General features: G+C 61.2%; 22 protein-coding genes. 15 read left to right on the top strand and 7 right to left on the bottom strand.

Features of this window, described 5'->3' with window-relative positions; translation table 11 throughout:
* Position 1: 1 nt before the first annotated feature.
* Positions 2–604 carry a peroxiredoxin gene (locus QCL51_RS05235; protein WP_003254945.1) on the bottom strand — a complete coding sequence of 201 codons (603 nt, stop codon included), beginning with the start codon at positions 602–604 and terminating at the stop codon, positions 2–4.
* A 224-nt stretch (positions 605–828) separates the two neighbouring features.
* On the opposite strand from QCL51_RS05235, the gene QCL51_RS05230 reads away from it, so the two are divergent.
* Positions 829–1,047 carry a bacterioferritin-associated ferredoxin gene (locus QCL51_RS05230; RefSeq protein ID WP_003254947.1) on the top strand — a complete coding sequence of 73 codons (219 nt, stop codon included), beginning with the start codon at positions 829–831 and terminating at the stop codon, positions 1,045–1,047.
* Between the two features lie 200 nt (positions 1,048–1,247).
* Entirely contained in the window at positions 1,248–1,721 is a 474-nt protein-coding gene (gene bfr / locus QCL51_RS05225; protein ID WP_003254948.1) for a bacterioferritin, read from the top strand.
* Positions 1,722–1,778: 57 nt separating this feature from the next.
* On the opposite strand, the gene grxD is transcribed toward bfr, so the two are convergent.
* Entirely contained in the window at positions 1,779–2,114 is a 336-nt protein-coding gene (grxD, locus tag QCL51_RS05220; protein ID WP_021781969.1) for a Grx4 family monothiol glutaredoxin, read from the bottom strand.
* A gap of 91 nt (positions 2,115–2,205) precedes the next feature.
* On the bottom strand, positions 2,206–4,314 hold the full coding sequence (locus tag QCL51_RS05215; protein ID WP_338444626.1) for a molybdopterin-dependent oxidoreductase: 2,109 nt from the start codon (positions 4,312–4,314) through the stop codon (positions 2,206–2,208).
* A 372-nt stretch (positions 4,315–4,686) separates the two neighbouring features.
* Between QCL51_RS05215 and argF the strand changes: the two genes are divergently transcribed.
* Together argF and QCL51_RS05205 are read left to right on the top strand one after the other, a co-directional pair.
* Positions 4,687–5,607: an ornithine carbamoyltransferase gene (argF, locus tag QCL51_RS05210; protein WP_135192300.1), complete on the top strand. Its 921-nt coding sequence runs from the start codon at positions 4,687–4,689 to the stop codon at positions 5,605–5,607.
* Positions 5,604–6,713 carry an ABC transporter ATP-binding protein gene (locus QCL51_RS05205; RefSeq protein ID WP_021781966.1) on the top strand — a complete coding sequence of 370 codons (1,110 nt, stop codon included), beginning with the start codon at positions 5,604–5,606 and terminating at the stop codon, positions 6,711–6,713. The genes argF and QCL51_RS05205 overlap by 4 nt, the downstream gene beginning before the upstream one ends.
* Before the next feature lie 37 nt (positions 6,714–6,750).
* Here QCL51_RS05205 and ybaK read toward each other — a convergent pair whose 3' ends face one another.
* On the bottom strand, positions 6,751–7,221 hold the full coding sequence (ybaK, locus tag QCL51_RS05200; RefSeq protein WP_021781965.1) for a Cys-tRNA(Pro) deacylase: 471 nt from the start codon (positions 7,219–7,221) through the stop codon (positions 6,751–6,753).
* Between the two features lie 301 nt (positions 7,222–7,522).
* On the opposite strand from ybaK, the gene QCL51_RS05195 reads away from it, so the two are divergent.
* The 4 genes from QCL51_RS05195 to glpD all read left to right on the top strand — a co-directional run bounded on the left by QCL51_RS05195 (position 7,523) and on the right by glpD (position 12,617).
* Positions 7,523–8,374, top strand: coding sequence for an MIP/aquaporin family protein (locus tag QCL51_RS05195; protein ID WP_275966780.1), 852 nt, complete (start codon positions 7,523–7,525; stop codon positions 8,372–8,374).
* Positions 8,375–8,425: 51 nt separating this feature from the next.
* Positions 8,426–9,925, top strand: coding sequence for a glycerol kinase GlpK (glpK, locus tag QCL51_RS05190; RefSeq protein ID WP_021781963.1), 1,500 nt, complete (start codon positions 8,426–8,428; stop codon positions 9,923–9,925).
* Between the two features lie 101 nt (positions 9,926–10,026).
* Complete coding sequence (glpR, locus tag QCL51_RS05185; protein WP_021781962.1) at positions 10,027–10,782, top strand: DNA-binding transcriptional repressor GlpR; 756 nt, start codon at positions 10,027–10,029, stop codon at positions 10,780–10,782.
* 296 nt (positions 10,783–11,078) lie between these two features.
* Complete coding sequence (glpD, locus tag QCL51_RS05180; RefSeq protein WP_325950442.1) at positions 11,079–12,617, top strand: glycerol-3-phosphate dehydrogenase; 1,539 nt, start codon at positions 11,079–11,081, stop codon at positions 12,615–12,617.
* A 27-nt stretch (positions 12,618–12,644) separates the two neighbouring features.
* On the opposite strand, the gene QCL51_RS05175 is transcribed toward glpD, so the two are convergent.
* Positions 12,645–16,967: an NEL-type E3 ubiquitin ligase domain-containing protein gene (locus QCL51_RS05175; protein WP_338444625.1), complete on the bottom strand. Its 4,323-nt coding sequence runs from the start codon at positions 16,965–16,967 to the stop codon at positions 12,645–12,647.
* 332 nt (positions 16,968–17,299) lie between these two features.
* On the opposite strand from QCL51_RS05175, the gene QCL51_RS05170 reads away from it, so the two are divergent.
* The 6 genes from QCL51_RS05170 (at position 17,300) to QCL51_RS05145 (ending at position 23,810) form a co-directional block, all read left to right on the top strand.
* The gene (locus QCL51_RS05170; protein ID WP_338444624.1) at positions 17,300–18,217 is read left to right on the top strand and encodes a glutamate/aspartate ABC transporter substrate-binding protein; all 918 of its coding nucleotides are present in this window, start codon (positions 17,300–17,302) and stop codon (positions 18,215–18,217) included.
* 145 nt (positions 18,218–18,362) lie between these two features.
* Positions 18,363–19,109 (top strand): amino acid ABC transporter permease, encoded by a 747-nt coding sequence (locus QCL51_RS05165; protein WP_021781958.1) that lies wholly within the window; start codon positions 18,363–18,365, stop codon positions 19,107–19,109.
* The gene (locus tag QCL51_RS05160) at positions 19,110–19,781 is read left to right on the top strand and encodes an ABC transporter permease subunit (RefSeq protein WP_021781957.1); all 672 of its coding nucleotides are present in this window, start codon (positions 19,110–19,112) and stop codon (positions 19,779–19,781) included.
* Entirely contained in the window at positions 19,778–20,512 is a 735-nt protein-coding gene (locus tag QCL51_RS05155) for an amino acid ABC transporter ATP-binding protein (RefSeq protein ID WP_021781956.1), read from the top strand. The genes QCL51_RS05160 and QCL51_RS05155 overlap by 4 nt, the downstream gene beginning before the upstream one ends.
* A 68-nt stretch (positions 20,513–20,580) precedes the next feature.
* Positions 20,581–22,485, top strand: a complete 1,905-nt coding sequence (locus QCL51_RS05150) for an ATP-binding protein (protein ID WP_021781955.1) — start codon at positions 20,581–20,583, stop codon at positions 22,483–22,485.
* Positions 22,482–23,810: a sigma-54 dependent transcriptional regulator gene (locus QCL51_RS05145; RefSeq protein ID WP_338444623.1), complete on the top strand. Its 1,329-nt coding sequence runs from the start codon at positions 22,482–22,484 to the stop codon at positions 23,808–23,810. Before QCL51_RS05150 ends, QCL51_RS05145 begins: the two co-directional genes overlap by 4 nt.
* 79 nt (positions 23,811–23,889) lie before the next feature.
* Here the strand turns inward: QCL51_RS05145 and QCL51_RS05140 are convergent, their stop codons facing one another.
* Positions 23,890–24,885: an alpha/beta hydrolase gene (locus QCL51_RS05140; protein WP_021781954.1), complete on the bottom strand. Its 996-nt coding sequence runs from the start codon at positions 24,883–24,885 to the stop codon at positions 23,890–23,892.
* 195 nt (positions 24,886–25,080) lie between these two features.
* Here QCL51_RS05140 and metR point away from each other — a divergent pair, with 195 nt between their 5' ends.
* Positions 25,081–25,998, top strand: a complete 918-nt coding sequence (gene metR, locus QCL51_RS05135; RefSeq protein ID WP_021781953.1) for a transcriptional regulator MetR — start codon at positions 25,081–25,083, stop codon at positions 25,996–25,998.
* Here metR and QCL51_RS05130 read toward each other — a convergent pair.
* A complete protein-coding gene (locus QCL51_RS05130; RefSeq protein ID WP_021781952.1) occupies positions 25,982–26,395 on the bottom strand; it encodes an NUDIX domain-containing protein in 414 nt (137 codons plus the stop codon). The two genes, metR and QCL51_RS05130, sit on opposite strands and share 17 nt — an antisense overlap.
* Between the last annotated feature and the right edge of the window lie 20 nt (positions 26,396–26,415).

Genomic DNA, 26,415 nt, shown 5'->3' with positions numbered 1-26,415 from the left:
ATTACAGCTTGCCAGCGTTCTCGCTCAGGTAGGCAGCAACGCCTTCAGGCGAAGCGTTCATGCCCTTGTCGCCTTTTTTCCAGTTGGCAGGGCAGACTTCGCCGTGCTCTTCGTGGAACTGCAGAGCGTCGACCAGACGCAGCAGCTCGTCCATGTTACGGCCCAGTGGCAGGTCGTTGACGATCTGCGAACGGACAACACCATTGGTATCGATCAGGAAGGCGCCACGGAAGGCCACGCCGCCTTCGGACTCGACGTCGTAGGCTTTGCAGATTTCGTGGGTCATGTCGGCAGCCAGGGTGTACTTCACCTGACCGATACCGCCGTTGTTGACCGGGGTGTTACGCCAGGCGTTGTGGGTGAAGTGCGAGTCGATCGACACGCCGATCACTTCCACGTTGCGCGCCTGGAAGTCAGGGATGCGGTTGTCCAGGGCGATCAGCTCGGACGGGCAGACGAAAGTGAAGTCCAGCGGGTAGAAGAACACCAGGCCGTACTTGCCCTTGATGGCCGAGGCCAGGTTGAAGCTATCGACGATCTCGCCATTGCCCAGCACGGCCGGAACGGTGAAATCGGGGGCTTTCTTACCAACGAGTACGCTCATTGTAATCTCCTGATGAGGGTGAAAAACCGTTTGCCGGGCCAGACGGGCTTGCCCGACATCCAACAAAGGCCGACCATCATACACGGCTTCTCATGACAGGCCGACTCCGTCGACAAAGCGACCGCCGGTCGCTCAAGCACACCCCTCTCAGAAAGATCTTTGACAAGCATTCTCATTAACATTAAGCTCCAACCCATCGACCCAACCAGCGATGGTCAGCCCTTATGTATGTGTGTCTTTGTGTCGGCGTTACCGACGGACAGATCCGCGATGCGATCTATGAAGGATGCTGCAGTTACAAAGAAGTGCGAGCCGCGACCAATGTCGCCAGCCAGTGCGGCAAATGCGCCTGCGTGGCCAAGCAGGTGGTCCGCGAGACCCTGACCGAACTTCAGGTCAGCCAGGCAGCCCTGCCCTACCCCGTCGAATTTACCGCTGCCTGAACCCAGAATTTCAAGAACCGGACCTGGCGTCCGGTTTTTTTATGCCTGAAATTCAACAAGTTAGCGTTACAACGCGGTTCACAAACATTCTTATTCCTATTAATTTTCACTTATTATTCAAGAACTTAGGTTTGACACACCTAAGTATCGGGCTCAAACTTCACTGGATTGACACACTTCTACAGGGCAGGAACCCCGACATGAAAGGCGACGTAAGCGTCATCCAGCATCTCAACAAGATCCTCGGAAACGAGCTGGTCGCGATCAACCAGTACTTCCTGCACGCGCGCATGTACGAAGATTGGGGGCTGAACAAACTCGGCAAGCACGAGTACAAAGAATCCATCGATGAAATGAAGCACGCTGACAAACTGATCAAGCGTATTTTGTTCCTCGAAGGTATTCCTAACGTTCAGGACCTGGGCAAACTGCTGATCGGCGAGCACACCAAGGAAATGCTCGAGTGTGACCTGAAGATTGAACAGCAAGGCCTGGTCGACCTGAAGGCAGCCATCGCCCATTGTGAAACTGCTGGCGACTTCGGCTCGCGTGACGTGCTCGAAGATATCCTCGAGTCCGAGGAAGAGCACATCGACTGGCTGGAAACCCAACTGGGGCTGATCGACAAGATCGGTATCGAGAACTACCTGCAGTCGCAGATGGGCGAAGAGTAACTACTCGCCCCATAAAAAAACCCGCGATCAGCGGGTTTTTTTATGCTTGCCGGTAGATCAGGCTTCAGAAGCCTTGGCCTTGGCAGCCGCTTCCTTGATCAGGGTTTGCAGCTCACCGTTCTCGAACATTTCCAGCATGATGTCGCTGCCGCCAACCAGCTCACCGGCTACCCACAGTTGCGGGAAGGTCGGCCAGTTGGCGTATTTTGGCAGGTTGGCGCGAATTTCCGGGTTCTGCAGGATGTCGACGTAGGCGAACTTTTCGCCACAACCCATCACGGCCTGCGATGCACGCGCAGAGAAGCCGCACTGCGGGGCATTCGGCGAGCCTTTCATGTAAAGCAGAATGGTGTTGTTGGCAATCTGCTCTTTGATCGTTTCGATGATATCCATGTAGCACCTCGGCTGAACTATCCGACACAGTCGTCGGCACGGTGTCGCATTGTATCGGAAAGCCGAGCGCCGTGCTCGGCCTTGCCGTTCCTCAAGCGGCCTCGACCTGCACGGGTACGCCATTGAGCGCAGCGTTTCCGGAAACCTGGTCCCGAAAGCGTTCGTCGGTCAGGTCATTGGCACTCACGCCGGGTTGCGCCTGGGCGATCTGCATGTGCACGCCCTGACGACCATGACCAAAGCCGTGGGGCAAGCTGACCACACCGGGCATCATGTCTTCGCAGGCCTGCACCTCGACCTCCAGTGAGCCAGTACGCGAACGGATGCGCACGCGCTGGCCATCCTGCAGTTGCCGCTGCTGCAAGTCTTGCGGGTGCATCAACAGCTGATGCCGTGGCTTGCCTTTTACCAGGCGATGGAAGTTGTGCATCCACGAGTTGTTGCTGCGCACATGGCGACGCCCGATCAGCAGCAGTTCGCCCGGCACTGGTGGCGTCATTTGCGCCAGGCGCTGCAGGTCGTCAAGCAAAACCTGAGGGGCTGCTTCGACAGCCTTGCTGGCAGTCGTCAGCCGCCCCGCGAGGTTGCTGCGTAAAGGCCCCAGGTCAAGCCCATGCGGGTTATCGTCCAGTGCTGCCAAGGAGAGCTGCCAAGGCGTTGCTTCACCATAGCGCCCTTTGCGCAGGGCTTGATCAATCATCTGCGCAGGCGACCAGGTCGGTTTCAACTCCAACTCGGCACGCTTGGCAAACGCCTGGGCCAGGCCGACGAAGATTTCCCAGTCATGCAGTGCGCCCTCCGGCTTGGCCAGGATCGCCCGGTTGAAGCGCGTGACGTTGCGCACTGCCAGCAGGTTGAAGGTGCTGTCGTAATGGTCATTTTCCAGCGCTGAGGTGGAGGGCAGGATCAGGTCGGCATGGCGGGTGGTTTCGTTGATGTAGAGATCGATACTGAGCATGAAGTCCAAACCCTCCAGCGCTGCATCCAGCTGGCGACCGTTAGGCGTGGACAACACAGGGTTGCCGGCAACTGTCACCAGGGCGCGCACCTGCCCTTCACCCGATGTAAGCATTTCCTCGGCCAGGGCCGCCACCGGCAGCTCGCCGCCGTACTCGGGCAAGCCCGACACACGGCTTTGCCAGGCGTTGAAATGCCCGCCCGAGGTGGTCGCCACCAGGTCGACGGCAGGCTCCGTGCACAACGCGCCGCCTGTGCGGTCGAGGTTGCCGGTCACCAGGTTCACAAGTTGCACCAGCCAGTGGCAAAGGGTACCAAATGCTTGGGTCGAGACGCCCATGCGGCCGTAACACACGGCCTGCCCAGCAGCGGCGAAGTCGCGTGCCAGCTGGCGAATGTCCGCTGCAGCGATACCACACTGGGCACTCACGGCCTCGGCACTGAACGGCGCAATGGCCTCACGCACCTGCTGCAGGCCGTTGACCGGCAAGTGCGAGCCCCGCGCCAGGCCTTCTTCGAACAATGTGTTGAGCAAGCCGCACAACAGGGCTGCATCACCACCGGGGCGTATGAACAAATGCCTGTCAGCCATTGCCGCCGTTTCGCTACGTCGCGGGTCAACCACCACCAGGCGCCCACCACGCGCCCGAAGGGCCTTCAGGCGCTTCTCCACATCCGGAACGGTCATGATGCTGCCATTGGAGGCCAGTGGGTTGCCGCCAAGAATCAGCATGAATCCCGTGTGGTCGATGTCCGGAATCGGCAGCAGCAGCCCATGCCCGTACATCAGATGGCTGACCAGGTGTTGGGGCAACTGATCCACTGAAGTGGCAGAGAAACGGTTACGGGTCTTGAGCAGGCCCAGAAAGTAGTTGCTATGGGTCATCAAGCCGTAATTGTGCACACTCGGGTTGCCTTGGTAGACCGCCACGGCATTGCGCCCATGGGCCTGCTGGACCGCCCACAATTTTTCGGCCGCCAGTGCAAAGGCCTCATCCCAGCCAATGGCTTGCCAATGGTCGCCTACTCGCCTGTGTGGCTGGCGCAGGCGATCCGGGTCGTTCTGAATGTCCTGCAACGCCACGGCCTTGGGGCAGACATGGCCACGGCTGAACGGGTCCAGTGGGTCGCCCTTGATCGAGCTGATCAGGGCCCGCCCGTCCTGCTCATGGCTGACTTCGATGTTGAGCCCGCAGATCGCTTCGCACAGATGACAGGCACGGTGGTGCAGGGTCTTGGTCATGGCCGCCTCTGCCTTGTTGTTGTCGAACAGTGACTATGCGCCCGGCCCCTCCCCGCGGCCAGTGCGCTTCGCCGCGTGAATCCACCGACATCAGGCGCACGATTTACGACAGCCATTTGCCAAATTGCCAGCAAGCCGTGTACAACCTTGTGTAGCAAATAAAGAACAGCACAGCCAACGGGCAAAGACACCGTTTGCAACACCCTTTGCGATCAGGCCGCTTTTCCCCCCTTGGCTTCAGGCGACATTTACTTATAGTATTGCGCCTTTCCCTATTTCGTCCGCCCCGTGCGGCTTACGCCGCAGGTCATTCCCGTTGTCAAAAAAACCATACGGTCGACCTGCATACCGTTGCAGATAAGGTAGTCAATCATGAGCGCTAGGCACTTTCTCTCCCTGCTGGACTTCACCACCGACGAATTGCTCGGGGTGATCCGCCGCGGCATCGAGCTGAAGGACCTGCGTAAGCGAGGCGTGCTGTTCGAACCCCTGAAGAACCGTGTACTGGGCATGATCTTCGAGAAGTCCTCGACCCGTACCCGAGTGTCCTTCGAGGCCGGCATGATCCAGCTCGGCGGCCAGGCCATCTTCCTGTCGCCTCGCGACACCCAACTGGGCCGCGGCGAGCCGATTGGTGACAGCGCCATCGTGCTGTCGAGCATGGTTGATGTGGTGATGATCCGCACCCACGCCCACAGCACCCTGACCGAGTTCGCCGCCAAGTCGCGCGTGCCAGTGATCAACGGCCTGTCCGACGAATCGCACCCGTGCCAACTGCTGGCCGACATGCAGACCTTTGTTGAACACCGCGGCTCGATTCAGGGCAAGACCGTGACCTGGATCGGCGATGGCTTCAACATGTGCAACTCCTATATCGAAGCCGCCACGCAGTTCGATTTCCAGCTGCGCATCGCCTGCCCCGAAGGCTATGAGCCGGATCAACGTTTCATGGCACTGGGCGGCGACCGCGTGCAGATCATCCGGGATGCCAAGGAAGCTGTGCGTGATGCTCACCTGGTGGTCACCGATGTCTGGACTTCCATGGGTCAGGAGGAGGAAACTGCACGGCGCCTGGCGCATTTCGCACCTTACCAGGTCACCCGCGAACTGCTCGACCTGGCTGCACCCGATGTCCTCTTCATGCACTGCCTGCCCGCCCACCGTGGCGAGGAAATCAGCCAGGACCTGCTCGACGACCCACGTTCGGTCGCCTGGGACGAGGCTGAAAACCGCCTGCATGCACAGAAGGCGCTTCTCGAATTCCTTGTAGAACCGGCTTACCACCACGCATGAGTCAACCCCTACTGCTCAACCTGCGCAACCTCGCCTGCGGCTATGGCGACCAGCGCATCGTCCAGAACCTCAACCTGCACCTGAACGCAGGCGACATCGGTTGCCTGCTAGGTTCATCCGGTTGCGGCAAGACCACCACCCTGCGCGCCATCGCCGGTTTCGAGCCGGTGCACGAAGGTGAAATCCACCTGGGCGGTGAGGTCATTTCCCGGGCTGGCTTCACCCTGGCCCCGGAAAAGCGCCGCATCGGCATGGTGTTTCAGGACTACGCGCTGTTCCCGCATCTTACCGTGGCGCAGAACATTGCCTTTGGTATCGCCAAACACCCACGCCAGGCCGCCGTCATCGAAGAGATGCTGGAACTGGTCAAACTCGGCGGGCTGGGCGGTCGTTACCCGCATGAGTTGTCTGGTGGCCAGCAGCAACGTGTCGCCCTGGCCCGGGCGCTGGCGCCCGAACCGCAACTGTTGCTGCTTGACGAGCCGTTCTCGAACCTCGACGTAGAGCTGCGCCGTCGCCTGAGCCATGAGGTTCGCGACATTCTCAAAAGCCGCGGTACCAGCGCCATTCTGGTCACTCACGACCAGGAAGAAGCCTTTGCGGTCAGTGACCAGGTCGGTGTCTTCAAGGAAGGCCGCCTGGAACAGTGGGACACGCCCTACAACCTTTACCACGAACCGCAGACGCCATTCGTGGCGAGTTTCATCGGCCAGGGATACTTCATCCGTGGGCAAATGAGCAGCCACGAAGCGGTCAATACCGAAGTGGGTGAGCTGCGCGGTAACCGCGCCTACATCATGGCGCCGGGCAGCTCGGTGGATGTACTGCTGCGCCCGGATGATATCGTGCATGCACCAGGCAGCGCGCTACTGGCAAACATCGTGGGCAAGAGCTTCCTCGGGGCATCGACGCTCTATCGCTTGCAGTTGCCCACCGGTAGCCAGCTGGAAGCGATCTTCCCTAGCCATAACGACCACGAGGTCGGTGAGAATGTGGAGATTGCAGTGAAGGCCGATCACCTCGTGCTATTCCCTGTACCGGGTAGCGTTGCGGCACAGTTGCCACGCCAGGAGAATGGCGTGCGTCGTTACAGTTCGGCGACTTGACTTCAGCGCCAGGGGGCCGCCAAGCGGCCCCCTGTTCTCAGCCTCGACCAATCCCGGCGAACGAGCCCTGCGTATACTCCGCCAGCACCGCCGCTGCCAACTCCACTTCCAGGCCACGCCGACCGGCGCTGACATGGATAGTTGCAAAATTCTGCGCCGAGTCATCGATAAAGGTCCGCAGACGCTTCTTCTGGCCTAGTGGGCTGATCCCGCCCACCAGGTAACCGGTCGCCCGCTGCGCCGCCGCCGGGTCGGCCATCTCGCACTTCTTTACCCCGGCAGCATGGGCCAGGGCCTTGAGGTCCAAGGTCCCCACCACAGGCACAACCGCTACCAGCAATTCTCCTTTCTCGCTGCTTGCCAGCAACGTCTTGAACACCTGTTGCGGGTCGAGCCCGAGCTTTTCTGCCGCCTCCAGGCCATACGACGCCGACTTCGGGTCATGTTCATAACTGTGCACACGATGCTCAGCACGGTGCTTTTTCAACAGGTCTAGGGCGGGGGTCATGCAAGGGCTCCAGTCAGGGACGACTCGGCGGCTACTTTAGGACAATTCCTACATCCCAGCTAGCGCACCGCGATCGCGCGCCTCTAGTACGGGATCCGCATCTTATTCTAGCGGCCATATCGTGACTGACCGTTCACTTTCGACCTTTGACATCAGCGTTTCTTGTCTATATTTTTTCGTTTCTGAATAAGCGGTGCACTTTTAAGGTGCATTTCCTACATCATCCGGGGTCAATGGGGATAGACACCGGGTTTTGCTGTCGAGCGCTACGCGCCTCACAACAAAAAAAACGAGGTCATACATGACGACTGCTCTGCACCAACCCACGCTGTCCAGCCAGTGCCTGGCCGAGTTTCTCGGCACCGCCCTGCTCATCTTCTTCGGTACCGGCTGCGTCGCCGCGCTCAAGGTTGCCGGCGCCAGCTTCGGGCTTTGGGAGATCAGTATCATCTGGGGCGTGGGCGTCAGCATGGCCATCTACCTCACCGCCGGTATTTCCGGTGCGCACCTGAACCCAGCCGTAAGTATCGCCCTTGCACTGTTCGCAGGGTTCGACAAGCGCAAGCTGCCCTTCTACATGCTGGCCCAGGTATGCGGCGCATTCTGTGGCGCGGCACTGGTCTACACGCTGTACAGCAGTCTGTTCTTCGATTTCGAACAGGCCCACGCCATGCTGCGCGGTAGCGAAGGCAGCCTGGAGCTGGCCTCTGTGTTCTCCACCTACCCGCACCCGTCCCTGTCCACCAGCCAGGCATTTCTGGTCGAAGTGGTGATCACTGCCATTCTGATGAGCGTGATCATGGCCCTGACCGACGACAACAACGGCCTTCCGCGCGGTGCCATGGCCCCGCTGCTGATCGGCCTGCTGATTGCGGTGATTGGTAGCGCCATGGGCCCTTTGACTGGCTTTGCGATGAACCCGGCCCGCGATTTCGGGCCAAAACTCATGACATTCCTGGCCGGTTGGGGCGAAATCGCCTTCACTGGCGGGCGGGATATTCCTTATTTCCTGGTTCCGGTATTTGCACCGATCGTTGGCGCCTGCCTGGGTGCAGCGAGCTATCGCGGCCTTATTGCACGCAACCTGCCAGTAGCGCCCGCCGCGATCCCAGAGACAAATGACATTCGCCAGGGCGATACTCAAGCCAATTGATGCCGCCACCACGCGCAGCCCTGACCCTCTATTCTTGCAAGGCCTACGACCATGACAGACACCCAGGATAAGAACTACATCATCGCCCTGGACCAGGGCACCACCAGTTCGCGGGCGATCATTTTCGACCGTGACGCCAATGTTGTGGGTACCTCCCAGCGCGAGTTCGCACAGCACTACCCACAGGCGGGTTGGGTCGAACATGACCCGATGGAGATTTTCGCCACACAAAGCGCGACCATGGTCGAGGCCCTGGCCCAGGCAGGCATCAGCCACGCTCAGGTCGCCGCACTGGGCATTACCAACCAGCGCGAAACCACTGTGGTGTGGGACAAGGAAACCGGGCGCCCGGTGTACAACGCCATTGTCTGGCAATGCCGCCGCAGCACCGAGATCTGTGCCCAGCTCAAGCGTGACGGCCATGAAGGCTACATTCGTGAAACCACCGGCCTGGTCACCGACCCGTATTTCTCCGGCACCAAGCTGAAGTGGATCCTCGACAATGTCGACGGCGCCCGTGAGCGCGCCGAGCGTGGTGAACTGCTGTTCGGCACCATCGACACCTGGCTGATCTGGAAATTTACCGGTGGCAAGGTTCACGTCACCGACTACACCAACGCCTCGCGCACGCTGATGTTCAACATCCACAGCCTGCAGTGGGACGACAAGCTGCTGGAAATCCTGGGCATCCCACGGCAAATGTTGCCTGAGGTGCGCCCCTCTTCTGAAGTGTATGGCCACACCAAGAGCGGCATAGCCATCGCCGGTATCGCCGGCGACCAGCAATCGGCACTGTTCGGCCAGATGTGCGTGGAGCCGGGCCAGGCCAAGAATACCTACGGCACTGGCTGCTTCCTGTTGATGAACACGGGTGACCAGGCGGTGAAGTCGTCCCACGGCCTGCTCACTACCATTGCCTGCGGCCCGCGTGGTGAGGTGGCCTATGCACTGGAAGGCGCGGTATTCAATGGTGGCTCTACCGTGCAATGGCTGCGTGACGAACTGAAGATCGTCAACGACGCCCTGGATACCGAGTACTTCGCCAGCAAGGTCAAGGACAGCAACGGCGTGTACCTGGTACCAGCCTTTACCGGCCTGGGCGCCCCATACTGGGACCCGTATGCCCGCGGTGCGTTGTTCGGCCTGACACGTGGCGTGAAGGTGGACCACATCATCCGCGCCGCACTGGAGTCCATCGCCTACCAGACCCGCGATGTCCTCGACGCCATGCAGCAGGACTGTGGCCAGCGCTTGTCCGAACTGCGTGTGGACGGTGGTGCAGTGGCCAACAACTTCCTCATGCAGTTCCAGGCCGACATCCTCGGCACCTGCGTGGAGCGGCCGCAAATGCGCGAAACCACGGCACTGGGCGCCGCCTATCTGGCTGGCCTGGCCTGTGGCTTCTGGAGTGGCCTGGACGAGCTGCGCGACAAGGCGATCATCGAGCGCGAGTTCAGCCCGCAGTTGGACGAAACGCAGAAAGAAAAGCTGTATGCCGGCTGGAAGAAAGCAGTCAAGCGTACCCGTGACTGGGAAGATCACGAGGCATGATACCTGTGGGGGCCGCCATACGGCCCCCATCGTCCACTGGCCGTCATCCCTTTCCTACGGCATCATTGCAGAATTTGTCCGGCAGCCCCAAAGGACCGCCCATGAATCTGCCCCCCCGCCAACAACAAATCCTCGAACTGGTGCGCGAACGCGGCTATGTCAGTATCGAGGAAATGGCGCAGCTATTCGTTGTCACTCCCCAGACTATCCGGCGCGACATCAACCAGCTTGCCGAGCTCAACCTGCTACGCCGCTACCACGGCGGTGCGGCTTACGATTCAAGCATCGAAAATACCGCCTACGCCATGCGTGCCGACCAGATGCGCGACGAAAAACAGCGCATTGCCGACGCCGTGGCCCGACAGATTCCCGACCATGCCTCGCTGTTCATCAACATCGGCACCACCACCGAGTCGATTGCCCGGGCACTGCTCAACCACAGCCACCTGAAAGTCATCACCAACAACTTGCACGTGGCTGCGATCCTGGCCGCCAAGGACGATTTCGAAGTGCTGGTGGCGGGTGGCACGGTGCGCCGAGATGGTGGTGTAGTCGGCCAGGCCAGTGTCGATTTCATCAACCAGTTCAAGGTCGACTTCGCCCTGGTGGGCATCAGCGGTATCGACGAGGATGGCAGCCTGCTCGATTTTGACTATCAGGAAGTGCGGGTGTCGCAAGCCATCATTGCCAATGCCCGACAAGTGATCCTCGCGGCCGATTCCAGCAAATTCGGGCGCAATGCCATGGTGCGTCTGGGCTCGATCGACCTGGTCGACTGCCTGGTGACCGACCAGACACCGACCCCAACCCTTACCCAATTGTTGAACCAGAACAAGATCAGGCTTGAGGTGGTTTGAGGGCTGGCGGGTGCATACAGCCAGATATGTGGCGGCCGTGAGATCAAATGCGGCCCGCGCGGCGCATCGCGAGCGAGGCTCGCGCCTGCATCGTTTTCGGGCCAGTTATGCCTGAGACAGCGCGCGCGCCCAGAACCCTGGCCGCCCCTAAATTTTCGTAAATGTTCACTTCATTGTCATTTGATCAGTTTTTTCTATAGAGACTGACTGGCGACCGGCTTTCTGTTGCGCTAATATTTTCGCAAACGAACATCAATGTTCATATTCGATGTGAACAGCCCCAGGAGGCCTTGCCCGTGTCCCAGCCAGTTTCGTCCCAGCCCCCAACAGCCGACTGTTATGACCTTGCCGTGATCGGCGGTGGCATCAATGGCGTGGGCATCGCTGCCGACGCCGCTGGTCGCGGCTTGAAGGTCTTCCTTTGCGAAAAGGACGACCTGGCCCAACACACGTCGTCAGCCAGCAGCAAACTGATTCACGGTGGCTTGCGCTACCTGGAGCACTACGAATTTCGCCTCGTACGCGAGGCATTGGCTGAACGCGAAGTGCTGCTGGCCAAGGCGCCGCACATCGTCAAACCTATGCGCTTCGTGCTTCCGCACCGCCCGCACCTGCGCCCTGCCTGGATGATCCGCGCCGGCCTGTTCCTCTACGACCACCTGGGCAAGCGCAAGCGTCTGGGCGCCTCGCGTAGCCTGCGCTTCGGCCCGGGATACCCGCTTAAGCCAGCAATCACCCGCGGCTTCGAATACGCCGACTGCGCTGTCGATGACGCCCGCCTGGTGGTACTCAACGCCATGGCGGCACGTGAGCTAGGCGCACTTATCCACACCCGCACCCGCTGCTTGCGCGCCGAACGTGTAAAGGGCTTGTGGCAGGTAGAACTGCAGCACGCCGATGGCACCCTCCAGACGATCCATGCCCGCGCACTGGTCAACGCCGCCGGCCCGTGGGTGGCCAGCTTCATCAAGGACGACCTCAAGCTCGAGGCGCCTTACGGCATCCGCCTGATCCAGGGCAGCCACCTTATCGTGCCGCGCCTGTATGAAGGTGAACATGCCTACATTCTGCAGAACGAAGACCAGCGCATCGTCTTCTGCATCCCGTATCTGGACCGCTTTACCCTGATCGGCACCACTGATCGGGAATACAGCGGCGACCCGGCCGCGGTCGCCATTACCGAGCAGGAAACACACTACTTGTTGAAGGTGGTCAACGAGCACTTCAACCATCAACTGAGCCCAGCCGACATCCTGCATACCTACTCCGGCGTTCGACCGCTGTGCAACGATGAATCGGACAACCCTTCGGCAGTGACCCGGGACTACACACTCGCCCTTTCGGCGGACGAAGGCCAGGCACCGTTACTGTCTGTGTTCGGCGGCAAGCTCACCACCTACCGCAAGCTGGCCGAATCGGCCATGGCCGAACTCAAGCCCTTCTTCACCCAGATGCGCGGCGCCTGGACTGCCAGTGCGCCACTGCCGGGCGCAGAGGGCATGACAACGGTACAGGCGCTGATCGATGCCGTACTGGCACGTTGCGGCTGGTTGCCTGTTGACCTGGCCAAACGCTGGGTGCTCACCTACGGCAGCCGCGTGTGGCGGCTGCTTGATGGCGTTCACGGCCCCGAAGACCTCGGGCAGGCTATCGGCGCCGGGCTGTTCACCCGCGAGGTGGACTACCTGCTGGAGGAGGAATGGGCAGAGCAAACCGCTGACATTATCTGGCGTCGCACCAAGCTGGGCCTGTCGCTGACCGCGCAGGAGCAGATGGCCCTGGGGGCGTATCTGCAGCAAGCCCGCAAGGTGCGCACAAATAGCCGCGCAGCCTGATACCGACGGTGAAGCCCTCTTGATTCGTCAAGGGGGCGTATTCGCCCAGCGCTCATAGGCTTCACGCGCCAACCGCGCCAGCAATGCCCGCTCGCTGCGATCGTAATCAGTTTTCAGTGCTTCACAGCGTTGCAGAAACTCGCTTTCGTTGATCACTTGCTCATCTACCTGAGCCTGCAGGGCTTCCATGCGCTGGTGCAGTGGCTGTACCAGTTCTTCAAATCGCTGCGCATGAAACTCTCGCGCGTATTGCTCCCAGAAAGGCCGCTGTGCCAACGAGGCTATCAGGGCATCCGTCGTCTCAGTTTGCAAAACCGCGTCCTGGACCCGCAGCACATCGCTGGTGGTTACGTTTGCAAAACCTGGGTAATGCATTTCGTCGAGCTCGATCGGCAAGCCCAAGGGACGCGCAAGCCGCTGTCGGTAAAAAAGCCGTGTCTCGATTTCATCGATATGAGGGGCGTGCTCGGCATGCATGCGTTGAACGTGTAAAGTCGCGTGACGGTCGACCTCGTCCAGGCGAAACAAACCACGCGCCAGGCTTAGCAAACGGGCTTCCATCCGACTGCCATGCGCGTCTTCGACGGCGCGCAGCACCAGAACCCCAAGCTCCATCTGCTCCAGCAACAGCAGCAGGCGGTCTTCACAACTGCGTGGACCAGATGCCTCTAGAAACAACTGATGACGCAACTGCTCGTGCTGCTCACACGTTTCAAGAATTCGCCAGATTCGGCTGCGGTAATGCCCAGGGTGCTGTTCAAAGTCCTCACCATGGACGAAGTCTGCCAGAAAGCGGAACATTCCATCTGATTGCGGTTCCTCAAGCAGGGCTGTCCATATGGCCTGCTGGCGATCACGTTCAGCGCCGGCTGTACTGTTGGCCCAGGTATTGAAAAGGTCACTGTCAATGGCGCGATGGCGTGCGGACGCTGACCCCCACTGCCCCGGGGTCACACTTCGAGCCTCATCGAGCAGCAATGCGTCAGCTTCGCCAAGTGGATTATCGTGCAAGGACAACTGATGCACCTGCAGGCGCAGCTGCTGCAACTCTCGGCGCAGCGTGCGAATGTTGTTGTTTCGCAAGTCTATGTGGGCACGAAATGAAATCCGCTCAGGCAACGCCTCAAGGCCAGCAGAGCGCAAGTTGACTTCACGCAAATTGCCCAGGCGCGTCAGTACCGGCGCCCTTCCCAGCGGGTTGTGGCTGAGGTCGAGGTACCGCAGCGCGCTCATCCCGGCAAGACGCAACTCACCGGCCTCATCCATGATCACGCTGTTGCGGCGCAGGTTTAGCTGCCGCAGGCGGGGCATATGTTCAATGCCGTGAGGGATCGCAGTCAGGCGATTGCCGGACAGGTCGAGCTCAATCAGGTTGGGAAAACGTCGAAGGAAGTCCCCATTGATTTCACCAAGGCGCAGGTCACTGAGGATCAGCCGTCGCACATGATCAAAGCTCACCCCCTCCGGTAATTCGGGCAGACTACCGATACGCTCTCCGCTGATGATAAGCGCGTAGTCCCCGGCCTCGTCGGTTATCTTGCGCCGCCAGCTTCGCCGAACGGCAGTAGCGACCCGACGGCGGCGCAGCGCGTCCAGTGGGTTACTGGCATCCCTGCGCCATTGGCGCAGGCTCTGACGCAGGCGTGCCAACTGTCCCGTGAGCTGGCTGTAGTGCTCCCACAACCCTACTCGCCGCTCCATTAGGTCAAGCAGATAGGCTTGTAGCTCCCCGTCTGTCATTGTCGGAAACACTTGGTGGATACCACGCCCTATGGCACGCCGACTGCTCTCCCCTCGCCCACTCAAGGCATACCCGATACGCCCGTCCCCAAAACGGGTCGGGGGCCGCAGGCCAACGCCCAGACGGGGCATGCCACAGAGCTCAGCCGCTTGGGTACGATCACCGGCAGCGGCCTCGATCAACAACGAGCCCAGGGCACCTGGACTGACAGCGGCATCGCCGAGATCGGCTGTCTGCGTCTCGTCCAGCGCAGACAGCAGCGCCGCCAGGTAGGGGCCGGATGTGCCTTGACCGGCATAGCGGTAGCCATCACCGCGGCGCACGATACACCGTACATCCTGCGCAGACTCAGCGCCGATACCGGCCAGATACCGGCCACTCGGGCTACCTTCGCGCAGTTCGATGCGCAGGGTGTCCGGCCATTTCAGCTGACGCTCGAGCAAGCCCAAAGCCAGGCGTTCGGTATCGGGATTGACGCAACGCGGCAGGCGCAAGCCGGCACAGGCCCTGTCCAGACGGCTTTCGCGCAGTGACCATCGTGCGCGCTCGGCCACTGCCAAAGGGATCCGCTGCGCGGTGCTGAGCGTATCGAGCTGCGCACCGCTGCATTGCTGAAGCAGCTCACGGGTACAACGAGCCGACAGGCCCGGGAAAGTGCGCCGCAATATCCGCTCGATGCCATTGGGCTGCACTTGCCGATCAGCAACGTACTGCGCCAGTCGCGGCGCGCTGAAGTCCGGGTGCAATTCATGTGCCTGATAAAGCTCCAGGGCATCGAGCAACCGTGCAGGTGCGCCCATGTGCTCGACGTGCAAACGGCGAACCTGCGCCTCACTCAGCCCTGTCACCTGGAGTAGGTAGTCGCATGTCGCTTCCGGTAGTTCTGCCAGGGGCGTACTCAGGCGGCGCACCAGATTGGCCCGCCCTTCCCAGTATTGGGGAGCTTCCAGTTCATGGCGCCAGCCGCCGGCGCCATTCTGCTCGATCACAGGCCGATAGGCACTGGCACGACCAGGGTGCAGGATCCTGGAGCGACCATCCTGCGGATCCTCCAACACTCGATAACAGCCCTCATCGAGGTGCCATAACCATTCCTGTGCGCCAGCACCACGCAAAGGTTCGGCATCGTAACCGGGTAGATCCGTGGCCATGAGCTTGACCTTGCCTGCGGAGTCGCACACCGGTACCAAGTCATCCACGAAGGCCAGCCGCTCAAGGGCACGCACGGCCACTTTGCTGCCGGCTGCGATCATCCCGCCGAGCACGACGTTCTCGGCAACATTGAACAGGTGGTTCAACGCCCCTTCGCGATCACCCATGCGCCAATCTTCATACCCTTCATACACTTCGTCAGCAATCTGAACCGCGTTTGCCACCAGCAGCACTTCGCCAAGCACAGGCACGAAGGCGCCCGCCACGTTCAGCAAATTCATGCCCAGCTCTTTGTAGCCCTGCATGCGCGCTTCGCGGTCTTCGTCATCTTCGACATCGGTGGGTACGGCGAGCACCTTGGCGTCATCCCTGATCTTGGCAAGGTGTTGCCGGCGCAGGTGTACGAACGGTGCGTCCGTGACCGGTGCAGAACGGGCGTCGAGTTCCACCCCGGCTGCCGATGCCTGCGCGACCCGTTCGTTCAATACCCGATAGAAATTGATGCGCTCACGCTCGGTAATGAAGCGCGCGAAAAAGCGCCGATAGTCCGGCGCACAAAAGCGCTTACCGAGGTAGTTGTCGAGTGCGTCCCAGCTGGCATGACGGGAGACGGGCTGATGAGGGTCATCGGGTATCCAGAGCACCACCGACTCCACTGCGCCATCAGCTGACGGACGCACTTCCAGCGTCAGCACGCCTTGAACCGGGCGGCCCAATAGGTACAACTGTCGGGGAACCACAGTGCCAACCAGCGCAGGCACTACCGGCTTTTCGGCAACAAGCGGCAACAGAAAAAAATATGTGCGCTCGTCAATGTCCTGCTTCAACGCGGCGACCCGCATCGCCACCTCGAAATGTGCCTTGAAACTCGCTTCGAACAGCCCGTGCAAGCGGGAAACGGCCTGGCCCGGCTCATCCTCCGGGCCATCTTCAGGCTGTAGGTGGTGCGTGAGCAACGCCTGGTACTTGCCACCTGCGTCGACCTCGCGACATGCGGAGGCAAACGCGTGGAAGCTCATCGGCAGCCGGTTACCGTTGCCATCGACCAGTTCACCTTTGCGCATCAGCCCGGGGCGCGTCTCCCTGCGATGATAGTTATGCAGCGCCGCCTCCAGCAATGACCGCCTGGAGCGGCGAACATAGGTGGGCCGCAGCAGCGCAGGCGAAGCGCTGGGCAGCACCAGCCGCTGCGAGACCCGTACCTTCCAGCCCGTCACGTCCGGGTTGCTGATGCCGCTCTTGCGCAGCTTCGTTTTGAGCAACTCTGCCGCGTAGGCCTGCAAGGAAGGGATGGCCTGGAGGATCGGGCCAAGCCGAGCATTGCAGTGCGCCTGCCGACGCAGGGCATTACGTAACGCATCGAGCCTTTCCGGTTGCGCGTGGTCGACTAGCCATCCAGGCAAGTTTTGGGCAATCAGGCTATCGATGGAATCGTTCGGGGGCCGGTGCGGTGACATCTGTGGAACTCTCCAGGCAAAGAGCAGAGCACACTACGTCTGCGCCCTTGCCGCGCACTGCATAGTTACCACACGCGATACCTGAATGTGCGGCAGCCCACGCGTTCGGATAACCGAACGAGCAAACGCTATTTATTCGGCCTGGCGAACCCCGGAGAGATGTAGAGACTGTCAAGCGCGAGCAATACAAGCGGTTTAAGGTCGACAGCAGGGCTTGGCACGAGTCATGCTCTACACTTGGTAGCCGAATGCACCCGCTTCTTGCTGTATTCGTTGAACGAAGAGTCCGCCAACGGCTCCATAAAAAAAACAAACACGTCGAGGAAAATTTGATGCGTATCGTTCGTCAATTGCTGGGCGCAGCCATCGCGGCTGCAGTCATCGCTTCGCCGGCCATGGCCGAGGAGCTCACCGGCACCCTGAAGAAGATCAAGGAATCGGGCACCATCACCCTGGGGCACCGCGACTCCTCAATTCCATTTTCCTACCTGGCCGGCAAACCTGAGCCCGTCGGTTACTCGCATGACATCCAGCTGGCCGTCGTCGACGCGCTGAAGAAGCAACTGGGCACGGACATCAAGGTCCGTTACAACCTGGTCACCTCGCAAACCCGTATTCCGCTGGTGCAGAACGGCACCGTCGACCTGGAGTGCGGCTCCACCACCAACAACGTCGAGCGCCAACAACAGGTCGGCTTCTCGGTCGGCATCTTCGAAGTCGGTACCCGCCTGTTGACCAAGGTCAAGGACGGTCAGCCTGCATACAAAGACTTCCCGGACCTGGCCGGCAAGAACGTGGTGACCACCGCCGGTACCACCTCCGAGCGCATCCTCAAGGCGATGAACGCCGACAAGCAGATGAAGATGAACGTGATTTCCGCCAAGGACCACGGTGAAGCCTTCAACATGCTCGAAAGCGGCCGCGCCGTGGCCTTCATGATGGACGACGCCCTGCTCGCCGGTGAAATGGCCAAGGCGCGCAAGCCATCCGACTGGGTCATCACCGGTACGCCACAGTCGTATGAAATCTACGGCTGCATGGTGCGCAAGGAAGACGCTGCGTTCAAGAAAGCGGTCGACGACGCGATCATTGCCTACTTCAAGTCGGGCGAAGTCAACAAGAGCTACGACAAGTGGTTCATGCAGCCGATCCCGCCTAAAGGTCTGAACCTCAACTTCCAGATGAGCGACGAGCTGAAAAAACTGATCGCCGAGCCAACCGACAAGGCTGCGGACGAGAAGAAGTCCTGATCCTCAGCAAATAGTGGCCTGGTGCTCACAAGCACGAATCAATTCTGCAGGCCACTCATTAGTGTCTAACCTTTCATCCGTGGGCGCCCTGCGCCCCCGGATGCTCGAAGGTGCCCGTGAAACAACCGTCTGAGGGGAAATCCCGATGAATTACAACTGGGACTGGGGCGTGTTCTTCAAGTCCACCGGCGTGGGCAGCGAAACCTATCTGGACTGGTACATCACCGGCCTGGGCTGGACCATCGCCATCGCCATCACCGCCTGGATCATCGCGCTGCTGCTGGGGTCACTCCTCGGCGTCATGCGTACCGTGCCGAACCGCCTGGTATCGGGTATCGCCACCGCCTACGTGGAACTGTTCCGCAACGTACCGCTGCTGGTGCAATTGTTCATCTGGTACTTCCTGGTACCCGACCTGCTGCCAGAAGGCTTGCAGGAATGGTTCAAGCAGGATCTCAACCCGACCACTTCGGCACTGATCAGCGTGGTCATCTGCCTGGGCCTGTTCACCGCCGCACGCGTCTGTGAGCAAGTGCGTACCGGTATTCAGGCACTGCCCAAAGGCCAGGAAGCTGCCGCCCGCGCCATGGGCTTCAGCCTCCCGCAAATCTACAACAATGTGCTGCTGCCGCAGGCCTACCGGATCATCATTCCGCCGCTCACCTCCGAGTTCCTCAACGTGTTCAAGAACTCCTCGGTGGCGTCGCTCATCGGCCTGATGGAGCTGCTGGCGCAGACCAAACAGACCGCTGAGTTTTCCGCCAACCTGTTCGAGGCGTTCACCCTGGCCACGCTGATCTACTTCACCCTGAACATGGGCCTGATGTTGCTCATGCGCATGATCGAGAAGAAAGTCGCCGTGCCTGGCCTGATCTCCGTGGGGGGCAAGTAAATGGAAATGGATTTCAGCGAAATCATCCCCGCCCTGCCAGCCCTCTGGGACGGCATGGTCATGACCCTCAAGCTGATGGTCATGGGAGTCATCGGCGGTATCGTGCTGGGCACCATACTGGCCCTGATGCGCCTGTCGTCGAGCAAACTGCTGTCGAACCTGGCCGGTGCCTACGTCAACTACTTCCGCTCGATCCCGCTGCTGCTGGTGATCACCTGGTTCTACCTGGCGGTACCGTTCGTGCTGCGCTGGATCACCGGCGAAGATACCCCGGTGGGTGCCTTCACCTCCTGCGTGGTCGCCTTCATGATGTTCGAGGCCGCGTACTTCTGCGAAATCGTCCGCGCCGGCGTGCAGTCGATCTCCAAGGGCCAGATGGGCGCCGCACAAGCGCTGGGCATGAACTACGCGCAGACCATGCGCCTGATCATCCTGCCTCAGGCCTTCCGCAAGATGACCCCGCTGCTGCTGCAGCAGAGCATCATTTTGTTCCAGGACACCTCGCTGGTGTATACCGTGGGCCTGGTCGACTTCCTCAACTCGGCTCGCTCCAACGGCGACATCATCGGGCGCTCCCATGAGTTCCTGATCTTCGCCGGCGTCGTCTACTTCATCATCAGCTTCTCCGCTTCGTGGCTGGTCAAGCGCCTGCAAAAAAGGATCACCGTATGATTTCCATCAAGAACGTCAACAAGTGGTACGGCGACTTCCAGGTACTGACCGACTGCAGCACCGAGGTCAAGAAAGGTGAAGTAGTGGTGGTCTGTGGCCCGTCGGGCTCGGGCAAGTCCACCCTGATCAAGTGCGTCAACGCGCTGGAGCCGTTCCAGAAGGGCGACATCGTGGTTGACGGCACCTCGATTGCCGACCCGAAGACCAACCTGCCCAAACTGCGCTCGCGGGTGGGCATGGTGTTCCAGCACTTCGAGCTGTTCCCGCACCTGACCATCACCGAAAACCTGACCATTGCCCAGCGCAAGGTGCTGGGCCGCAGCGAGGCGGAAGCCACCAAGAAGGGCCTGGCCCTGCTCGACCGTGTAGGCCTCAGTGCCCATGCCAAGAAGCACCCTGGCCAGCTCTCCGGTGGCCAGCAGCAGCGCGTGGCAATCGCCCGCGCCCTGGCGATGGACCCGATCGTCATGCTGTTCGACGAGCCCACCTCGGCACTGGACCCTGAAATGGTCAGCGAGGTGCTGGACGTGATGGTGCAACTGGCCCAGGAAGGCATGACCATGATGTGCGTAACCCACGAGATGGGCTTTGCCCGCAAAGTCGCCAACCGGGTTATCTTCATGGACAAGGGCAGCATCATCGAAGACTGCACCAAGGAAGAGTTCTTCGGTGACCAGAGCGCCCGCGACCAGCGCACCCAGCACTTCCTCAGCAAGATCCTGCAGCACTGACCCGGCCACAGCTTCCGCTGCCAGGCACCCACCAGGCAGCGGAAGCGGGTCGTTACAAGGCCACTGTGATGAAATGCGACCCCTCGCTACTTCGCCCTGCCAAGCCTGCCGTGAATTCCCGCCTGATCCGTCAATTGCTGTTACCGCCACTGATCATCCTGCTGATGGTCGGCCTGGGAATGGCTGGCTACCTGATCAGCGAGAGCAATGGTATCCGCACCCTCAGCGAAAACGGCGAACGCCAGCTGGAGCTGCACGCACGTACGGTCGAAAGCGAAATCAGCAAGTACACCTACTTGCCGAGCCTGCTGGAACTGGAAGACAGCGTCTCGCACCTGCTCACCGACCCGGACGGCGGCTCACGCCAGACGGTCAACGAATACCTTGAAGGCCTGAACCGTCGCAGCCGCAGTCGGGCCATCTTCGTCCTCGACACCAATGGCCGGGTGCAGGCCACCAGCAACTGGCGCGATGCCGACTCGTTCCTGGGTGAAGACCTGTCGTTCCGCGCCTACTTCCAGACAGCCGTGCGCGGCGAACCCGGGCGGTTCTACGGCATCGGCAGTACCACTGGCGAGGCCGGCTATTACCTGGCCCACGGGCTTGAGGAGCACGGCAAGATCATAGGCGTTGCAGTGATCAAAGTGCGCCTGGACACCCTCGAGGAGCGCTGGCAGCGCGCCCGCCTGGAAGCGTTCGTCAGCGACGAAAATGGCATCATCATCCTCTCCAGTGACCCGGCCCGGCGCCTTAAGTCGGTGCGCCCGCTGACCCCGCAAATCAAGGAGCGCCTGGCGCGAAGCCTGCAGTACTACTGGTGGCCGCTGAACGAACTGCAGCCTCTGGCCCGGGAGACCCTGGCCGACGGTGTGGAAAAACTGACCTTCCCCGCCAACACCGAAACCGCTCATGGCAAACCGCACGAAGTGGCCTACCTGGCGCAAACCAGGCGCCTGGTGGACACGCCCTGGCATTTCACCCTGCTGACCCCACTGCAAGACCTGCGTCGCGAATCCATGGTGCAGGGCATCCTGGTGGGCGTGGCCTTTGCCTTGCTGGCGATCCTCGGCATTGCCTGGAACGAGCGGCGCAAGGTGATCGCCACCCGCCTGGCGGCCCGCGAAGCCCTTGAAGAAGCCAACAGCCAGCTGGAGCGGCGGATTGCCGAACGCACCGCCGACCTGCGCGCCAGCAACGAACGCCTGAAGGGCCAGATTCGCGAGCGCCGGCATGCCGAGCAAACCTTGCGCCACGCCCAGGATGAGCTGGTGCAGGCGGGCAAGCTGGCCGCCATCGGGCAAATGTCCACCAGCATTGCCCACGAGCTGAACCAGCCACTGGCCGCGTTGCGCACCTTGTCTGGCAATACTGTGCGCTTCCTCGAGCGCGGGGCGCTGGAGACCGCCAGTACCAACCTGCGCACCATGAATGACCTGATCGACCGCATGGGCCGCATCACCGCCAGCCTGCGCTCATTTGCCCGGCGCGGCGATGACAGCGGCCAGGCTTCACTGGCCAAGGCGGTGGAGGCCACCCTGCAAGTGTTGGCCAACCGCATCAGTGCCTGTCACCTGAAATTGCACCACCAGTTCGAGGACCAGCAACTGGCCATCGACCAGACCCGCCTGGAGCAGATTCTGGTCAACCTGATCGGGAATGCCCTTGACGCCATGGCCGCGCAACCGCAGCCTGAGCTGTGGCTGGAAGGCGAGTTGCAGGGCGACAAGTACCGTTTGCAGGTGCGCGACAATGGCCATGGCATCGACGCCGAGGCGCGCAAGCACCTGTTCGAACCCTTCTTTACCACCAAACCGGGCGAGCATGGCCTGGGCCTGGGCCTGACCCTGTCGGCGAGCCTTGCCGCCGCCGCCAAGGGAAGCCTCAACGTCGAGCATCCCGCCACCGGCGGCACGGCCTTTGTCCTGGCCCTGCCTCTGGTTTCACCCCCTAGCGAATCGGCAGAGCATCCATGAACCAAGCGCCTCTTACCGTCCTGATCGTCGAAGACGACCCGCATGTGCTGCTCGGCTGCCAGCAGGCGCTGGCCCTGGAGGATATCGCCTGCGAGGGCGTAGGCAGCGCCGAACAGGCGCTGGAACGCATCGGCGACGATTTCGCCGGCATTGTCGTCAGCGATATCCGTCTGCCGGGTATTGATGGCCTGGAGCTGCTCAATCGCCTCAAGGCCCGTGACCGCAGCCTGCCAGTGGTGCTGATCACTGGTCATGGCGATATCGACATGGCCGTAGGCGCCATGCGTAACGGCGCCTATGACTTCATGGAAAAACCGTTCTCCCCCGAGCGCCTGGTCGACGTGGTACGCCGCGCGCTGGAACAGCGCGGGCTGTCACGCGAAGTGGTGGCCCTGCGCCGCCAGCTGGCCGAACAGAGCAGCCTGGAGGGACGCATCATTGGTCGCTCACCGGCCATGGAGCACTTGCGCGAACTGATCGCCAACGTCGCCGACACCTCAGCCAACGTGCTGATCGAAGGCGAGACCGGCACCGGCAAAGAGCTGGTCGCACGCTGCCTGCACGACTTCAGCCGCCGCCAGAGCCACCCGTTCGTGGCGCTGAACTGTGGCGGCCTGCCGGAAAACCTGTTTGAAAGCGAGATATTCGGCCACGAGGCCAACGCCTTCACCGGTGCCGGCAAACGCCGCATCGGCAAGATCGAACACGCCAATGGCGGCACGCTGTTCCTCGATGAAGTGGAGAGCATGCCGATCAACCTGCAGATCAAGCTGCTGCGCGTACTGCAGGAGCGCACTCTGGAGCGACTGGGCTCGAACCAGAGCGTCCCGGTGGATTGCCGGGTGATCGCCGCGACAAAGGCCGACCTCGATGCCTTGGGCCAGAGCGGCCAGTTCCGCAGTGACCTGTATTACCGGCTGAACGTGGTAACCCTGGAGCTGCCGCCGCTGCGTGAGCGCCGTGAAGACATTCTGCAGTTGTTCGAACATTTCCTGCAGCAGTCGGCCCTGCGCTTCGACCGCGAAACACCGACACTGGACAGCCAGACCCTGTCGCGCCTGATGGCCCATGACTGGCCGGGCAACGTGCGCGAGTTGCGTAACGTGGCCGAACGCTATGCCCTCGGCCTGCCAGCGTTCAAGAAAGGCCCCAGCGGTGGTGCCAACCAAGGCCTGCTTTTTGCCGAGGCGGTGGAAGCATTCGAACGCAACCTGCTCACTGATGCCCTGCAACGCACTGGCGGCAACCTGAGCCAGGCCAGCCAGGAGCTGGGCATGGCCAAGACCACGCTGTTCGACAAAGTGAAAAAATACGGCCTCGGCTGACTTGAACCCAAACTGGAAAGCCTGAGATCGGTGCAGCACCTGTGAGAGCGGGCAAGCCCGCGAAGCAGCCAGCGCAAATTCAGAGCCCAGCGATGTGCGTGACCGCTTGCCTATGCGCCTGCAAATAAGGCAACACCGCCCCCAGCAGCGGCGCCTTGAACGGCTCTTGAAAACGGTGCGCCAGCCCCGGGATCAAGCGCAATTGGCTACCCTGAATATGCGCCGCCAGGTGCACGCCATGCATCACCGGCAATAACGGATCAGCCGTACCGTGCACCACCAGGGTCGGCACTCGCAACTGGTTGAGCAACTCCACGCGACTCGGCTCGGCCAGTATCGCCATGATCTGGCGCTTGGCTCCGTCCGGGTTGAACGCCCGGTCGTAGGCCTCCGCCGCCTGATGCAGCAACACGTCACGGTCGTCGTGTACTTCCGGGCTGCCCAAAGCCGCCAGCAGGTCGGCCTGCTGCTCGATAGCCACTGCGCGGTTCGGCGCGCTGCGCCGGGCCAGCAACTGCACCAACGCCGGATCCGGTGCCGGCAAACCCGCAGCCCCTGAACTGGACATGATCAGCGTCAGGCTGCGCACACGCTCGGGCGCCATCGCCGCCAGATGCTGAGCAATCATGCCGCCCATGCTCACCCCCAATACATGAAACTGACGCACGCCCAACGCGTCCATCAGGCGCAAGCCGTCATCGGCCATATCAGTCAGCGTATAGGGCGCCGACACAGGCAGGCCCAGCTTGTAACGCAACAGTTCGAGCGTCAGGTTGGCGTGCGGTGGCACCTGGTTCCAGCGTGACAGGCCGACATCGCGGTTGTCATAGCGGATCACCCGAAAACCTTGTCGGCACAATGCCTCGACCACGTCGTCCGGCCAATGAATCAGCTGCCCGCCCAGGCCCATGACCAGCAGCAAGGCCGGGTCGCGTGGCGCACCGACGCTCTGGTACACCAGGCTGACGGCACCCAGTTCGGCACGCTGCACCGGCACATGGGCGTCACAGCGCTGTTCGGCGGAACTCGCCGGTACGCTCAGCAGGAAGAAAAGAAAAAGCCAAAAAGCCCGCATGAAAGAAACACCAGAATGCAGATCCCCAGTAGAGCGCGAGTCTGATGAATTCTGTTCGGGCGCGCTGCCACAGTTCGGTGACAGTTTCATGACTTCCGCCAGACGGTGCGACGATCGCCCAGTCGACAGATGCCGCATCATGAGGGAAACTCAACTCATTCCCTGTTTCTTCAATTCCACACCCCGGAGTCATCTGTGCTGGAGATCCGTCACCTGAAAACCCTTCATGCCCTGCGCGAAGCCGACAGCCTGGTGGAGGCCGCCGAACGCCTGCACCTGACCCAGTCGGCATTGTCGCACCAGTTCAAGGAGCTGGAAGAGCGCCTGGGCCTCCCGATTTTCGTGCGCAAGACCAAGCCGATCCGCTTCACCAGCGCCGGGCTGCGTCTGCTGCAACTGGCCGATGCCACCCTGCCGTTGCTGCGCGGTGCCGAACGTGACATCGCACGCCTGGCCGGCGGCACTGCCGGGCGCCTGCACATGGCTATCGAATGCCACAGCTGCTTCCAGTGGCTGATGCCGACCATCGACCAGTTCCGCGATGCCTGGCCGGAAGTGGAACTGGACCTGGCCTCCGGCTTTGCCTTCGCCCCGCTGCCGGCCCTGGCCCGCGGCGACCTTGACCTGGTGGTTACCTCCGACCCGGTGGACCTGGCAGGCATCACTTATGTGCCGCTGTTCACCTACGAGGCGATGCTGGCAGTGGCCAACCAGCACCCGCTGGCCAGCAAGCCTTACATCGTGCCGCAAGACTTGCTCGACCAGACGCTGATCACCTACCCGGTGGAGCGCGATCGCCTGGACATCTTCACCCGCTTCCTGGAGCCGGCCGATATAGAGCCAGCTGCCGTGCGCACCTCGGAGCTGACGGTGATGATGATGCAACTGGTGGCCAGCGGCCGTGGCGTATGCGGCATGCCGCATTGGGCGCTGCACGAGTACAGCTCGCGCGGCTATGTGAAGGGCAAACGCCTGGGCGAGAAAGGCCTGTTTGCCACGCTTTATGCCGCCGTACGCACCGACATGCTCGATGCCCCATATATGCGCGACTTTTTGCTGACGGCCAAGGACACCTCGTTCGCCACCCTCGACGGTGTCAGCGCGGTGCGTTGAGCGCCTGGCGATACAGCGGCAGGATCAAGTCGCGGGTCAGGGGGGCCAGTTGCATGACGGGCGCCTGATCTGCAGCCAGCCAGACCACCTCCTCGATCTCTGCGGCCGGCACCACGGCAGCGGCGCTGTCGACACGGAACAGTTCGGCTTGCACTTCGAAGCCGGGCTCGTTGGCGGCGGGGGCACTGAACTGGCCCAGGTGCATGGCCTGAGCCGGGTCGATGCGCAGGCCCAGTTCCTCGTGCAACTCGCGCACCAGCGCCTGTACCGGCGTTTCACCGGCATCGATCTTGCCGCCTGGCTGCATGAACGCCTCGGTGCCACGCTTGCGCACCAGCAGGGTGCGGCCCTGAGGGTCGATCAGCAGGGCGGCGGCGATGCGGATGATGTTGGGCATGGGTGAGCTCGCTGAAAAAA

It is taken from the genome of Pseudomonas sp. LTR0 (assembly GCF_036630035.1).
GTDB classification, from domain to species: Bacteria; Pseudomonadota; Gammaproteobacteria; order Pseudomonadales; family Pseudomonadaceae; genus Aquipseudomonas; species Aquipseudomonas putida_Y.
The sequence above is the reverse complement of the archived record's forward strand: the minus strand, read 5'-3'. Positions and strand labels throughout refer to the sequence as shown.

Coding starts and splice junctions, on each gene's coding strand:
- QCL51_RS05235 (WP_003254945.1), bottom strand. CDS start 604: ATGAGCGTACTCGTTGGTAAGAAAGCCCCCGATTTCACCGTTCCGGCC.
- QCL51_RS05230 (WP_003254947.1), top strand. CDS start 829: ATGTATGTGTGTCTTTGTGTCGGCGTTACCGACGGACAGATCCGCGAT.
- bfr (WP_003254948.1), top strand. CDS start 1,248: ATGAAAGGCGACGTAAGCGTCATCCAGCATCTCAACAAGATCCTCGGA.
- grxD (WP_021781969.1), bottom strand. CDS start 2,114: ATGGATATCATCGAAACGATCAAAGAGCAGATTGCCAACAACACCATT.
- QCL51_RS05215 (WP_338444626.1), bottom strand. CDS start 4,314: ATGACCAAGACCCTGCACCACCGTGCCTGTCATCTGTGCGAAGCGATC.
- argF (WP_135192300.1), top strand. CDS start 4,687: ATGAGCGCTAGGCACTTTCTCTCCCTGCTGGACTTCACCACCGACGAA.
- QCL51_RS05205 (WP_021781966.1), top strand. CDS start 5,604: ATGAGTCAACCCCTACTGCTCAACCTGCGCAACCTCGCCTGCGGCTAT.
- ybaK (WP_021781965.1), bottom strand. CDS start 7,221: ATGACCCCCGCCCTAGACCTGTTGAAAAAGCACCGTGCTGAGCATCGT.
- QCL51_RS05195 (WP_275966780.1), top strand. CDS start 7,523: ATGACGACTGCTCTGCACCAACCCACGCTGTCCAGCCAGTGCCTGGCC.
- glpK (WP_021781963.1), top strand. CDS start 8,426: ATGACAGACACCCAGGATAAGAACTACATCATCGCCCTGGACCAGGGC.
- glpR (WP_021781962.1), top strand. CDS start 10,027: ATGAATCTGCCCCCCCGCCAACAACAAATCCTCGAACTGGTGCGCGAA.
- QCL51_RS05175 (WP_338444625.1), bottom strand. CDS start 16,967: ATGTCACCGCACCGGCCCCCGAACGATTCCATCGATAGCCTGATTGCC.
- QCL51_RS05170 (WP_338444624.1), top strand. CDS start 17,300: ATGCGTATCGTTCGTCAATTGCTGGGCGCAGCCATCGCGGCTGCAGTC.
- QCL51_RS05165 (WP_021781958.1), top strand. CDS start 18,363: ATGAATTACAACTGGGACTGGGGCGTGTTCTTCAAGTCCACCGGCGTG.
- QCL51_RS05160 (WP_021781957.1), top strand. CDS start 19,110: ATGGAAATGGATTTCAGCGAAATCATCCCCGCCCTGCCAGCCCTCTGG.
- QCL51_RS05155 (WP_021781956.1), top strand. CDS start 19,778: ATGATTTCCATCAAGAACGTCAACAAGTGGTACGGCGACTTCCAGGTA.
- QCL51_RS05150 (WP_021781955.1), top strand. CDS start 20,581: ATGAAATGCGACCCCTCGCTACTTCGCCCTGCCAAGCCTGCCGTGAAT.
- QCL51_RS05145 (WP_338444623.1), top strand. CDS start 22,482: ATGAACCAAGCGCCTCTTACCGTCCTGATCGTCGAAGACGACCCGCAT.
- QCL51_RS05140 (WP_021781954.1), bottom strand. CDS start 24,885: ATGCGGGCTTTTTGGCTTTTTCTTTTCTTCCTGCTGAGCGTACCGGCG.
- QCL51_RS05130 (WP_021781952.1), bottom strand. CDS start 26,395: ATGCCCAACATCATCCGCATCGCCGCCGCCCTGCTGATCGACCCTCAG.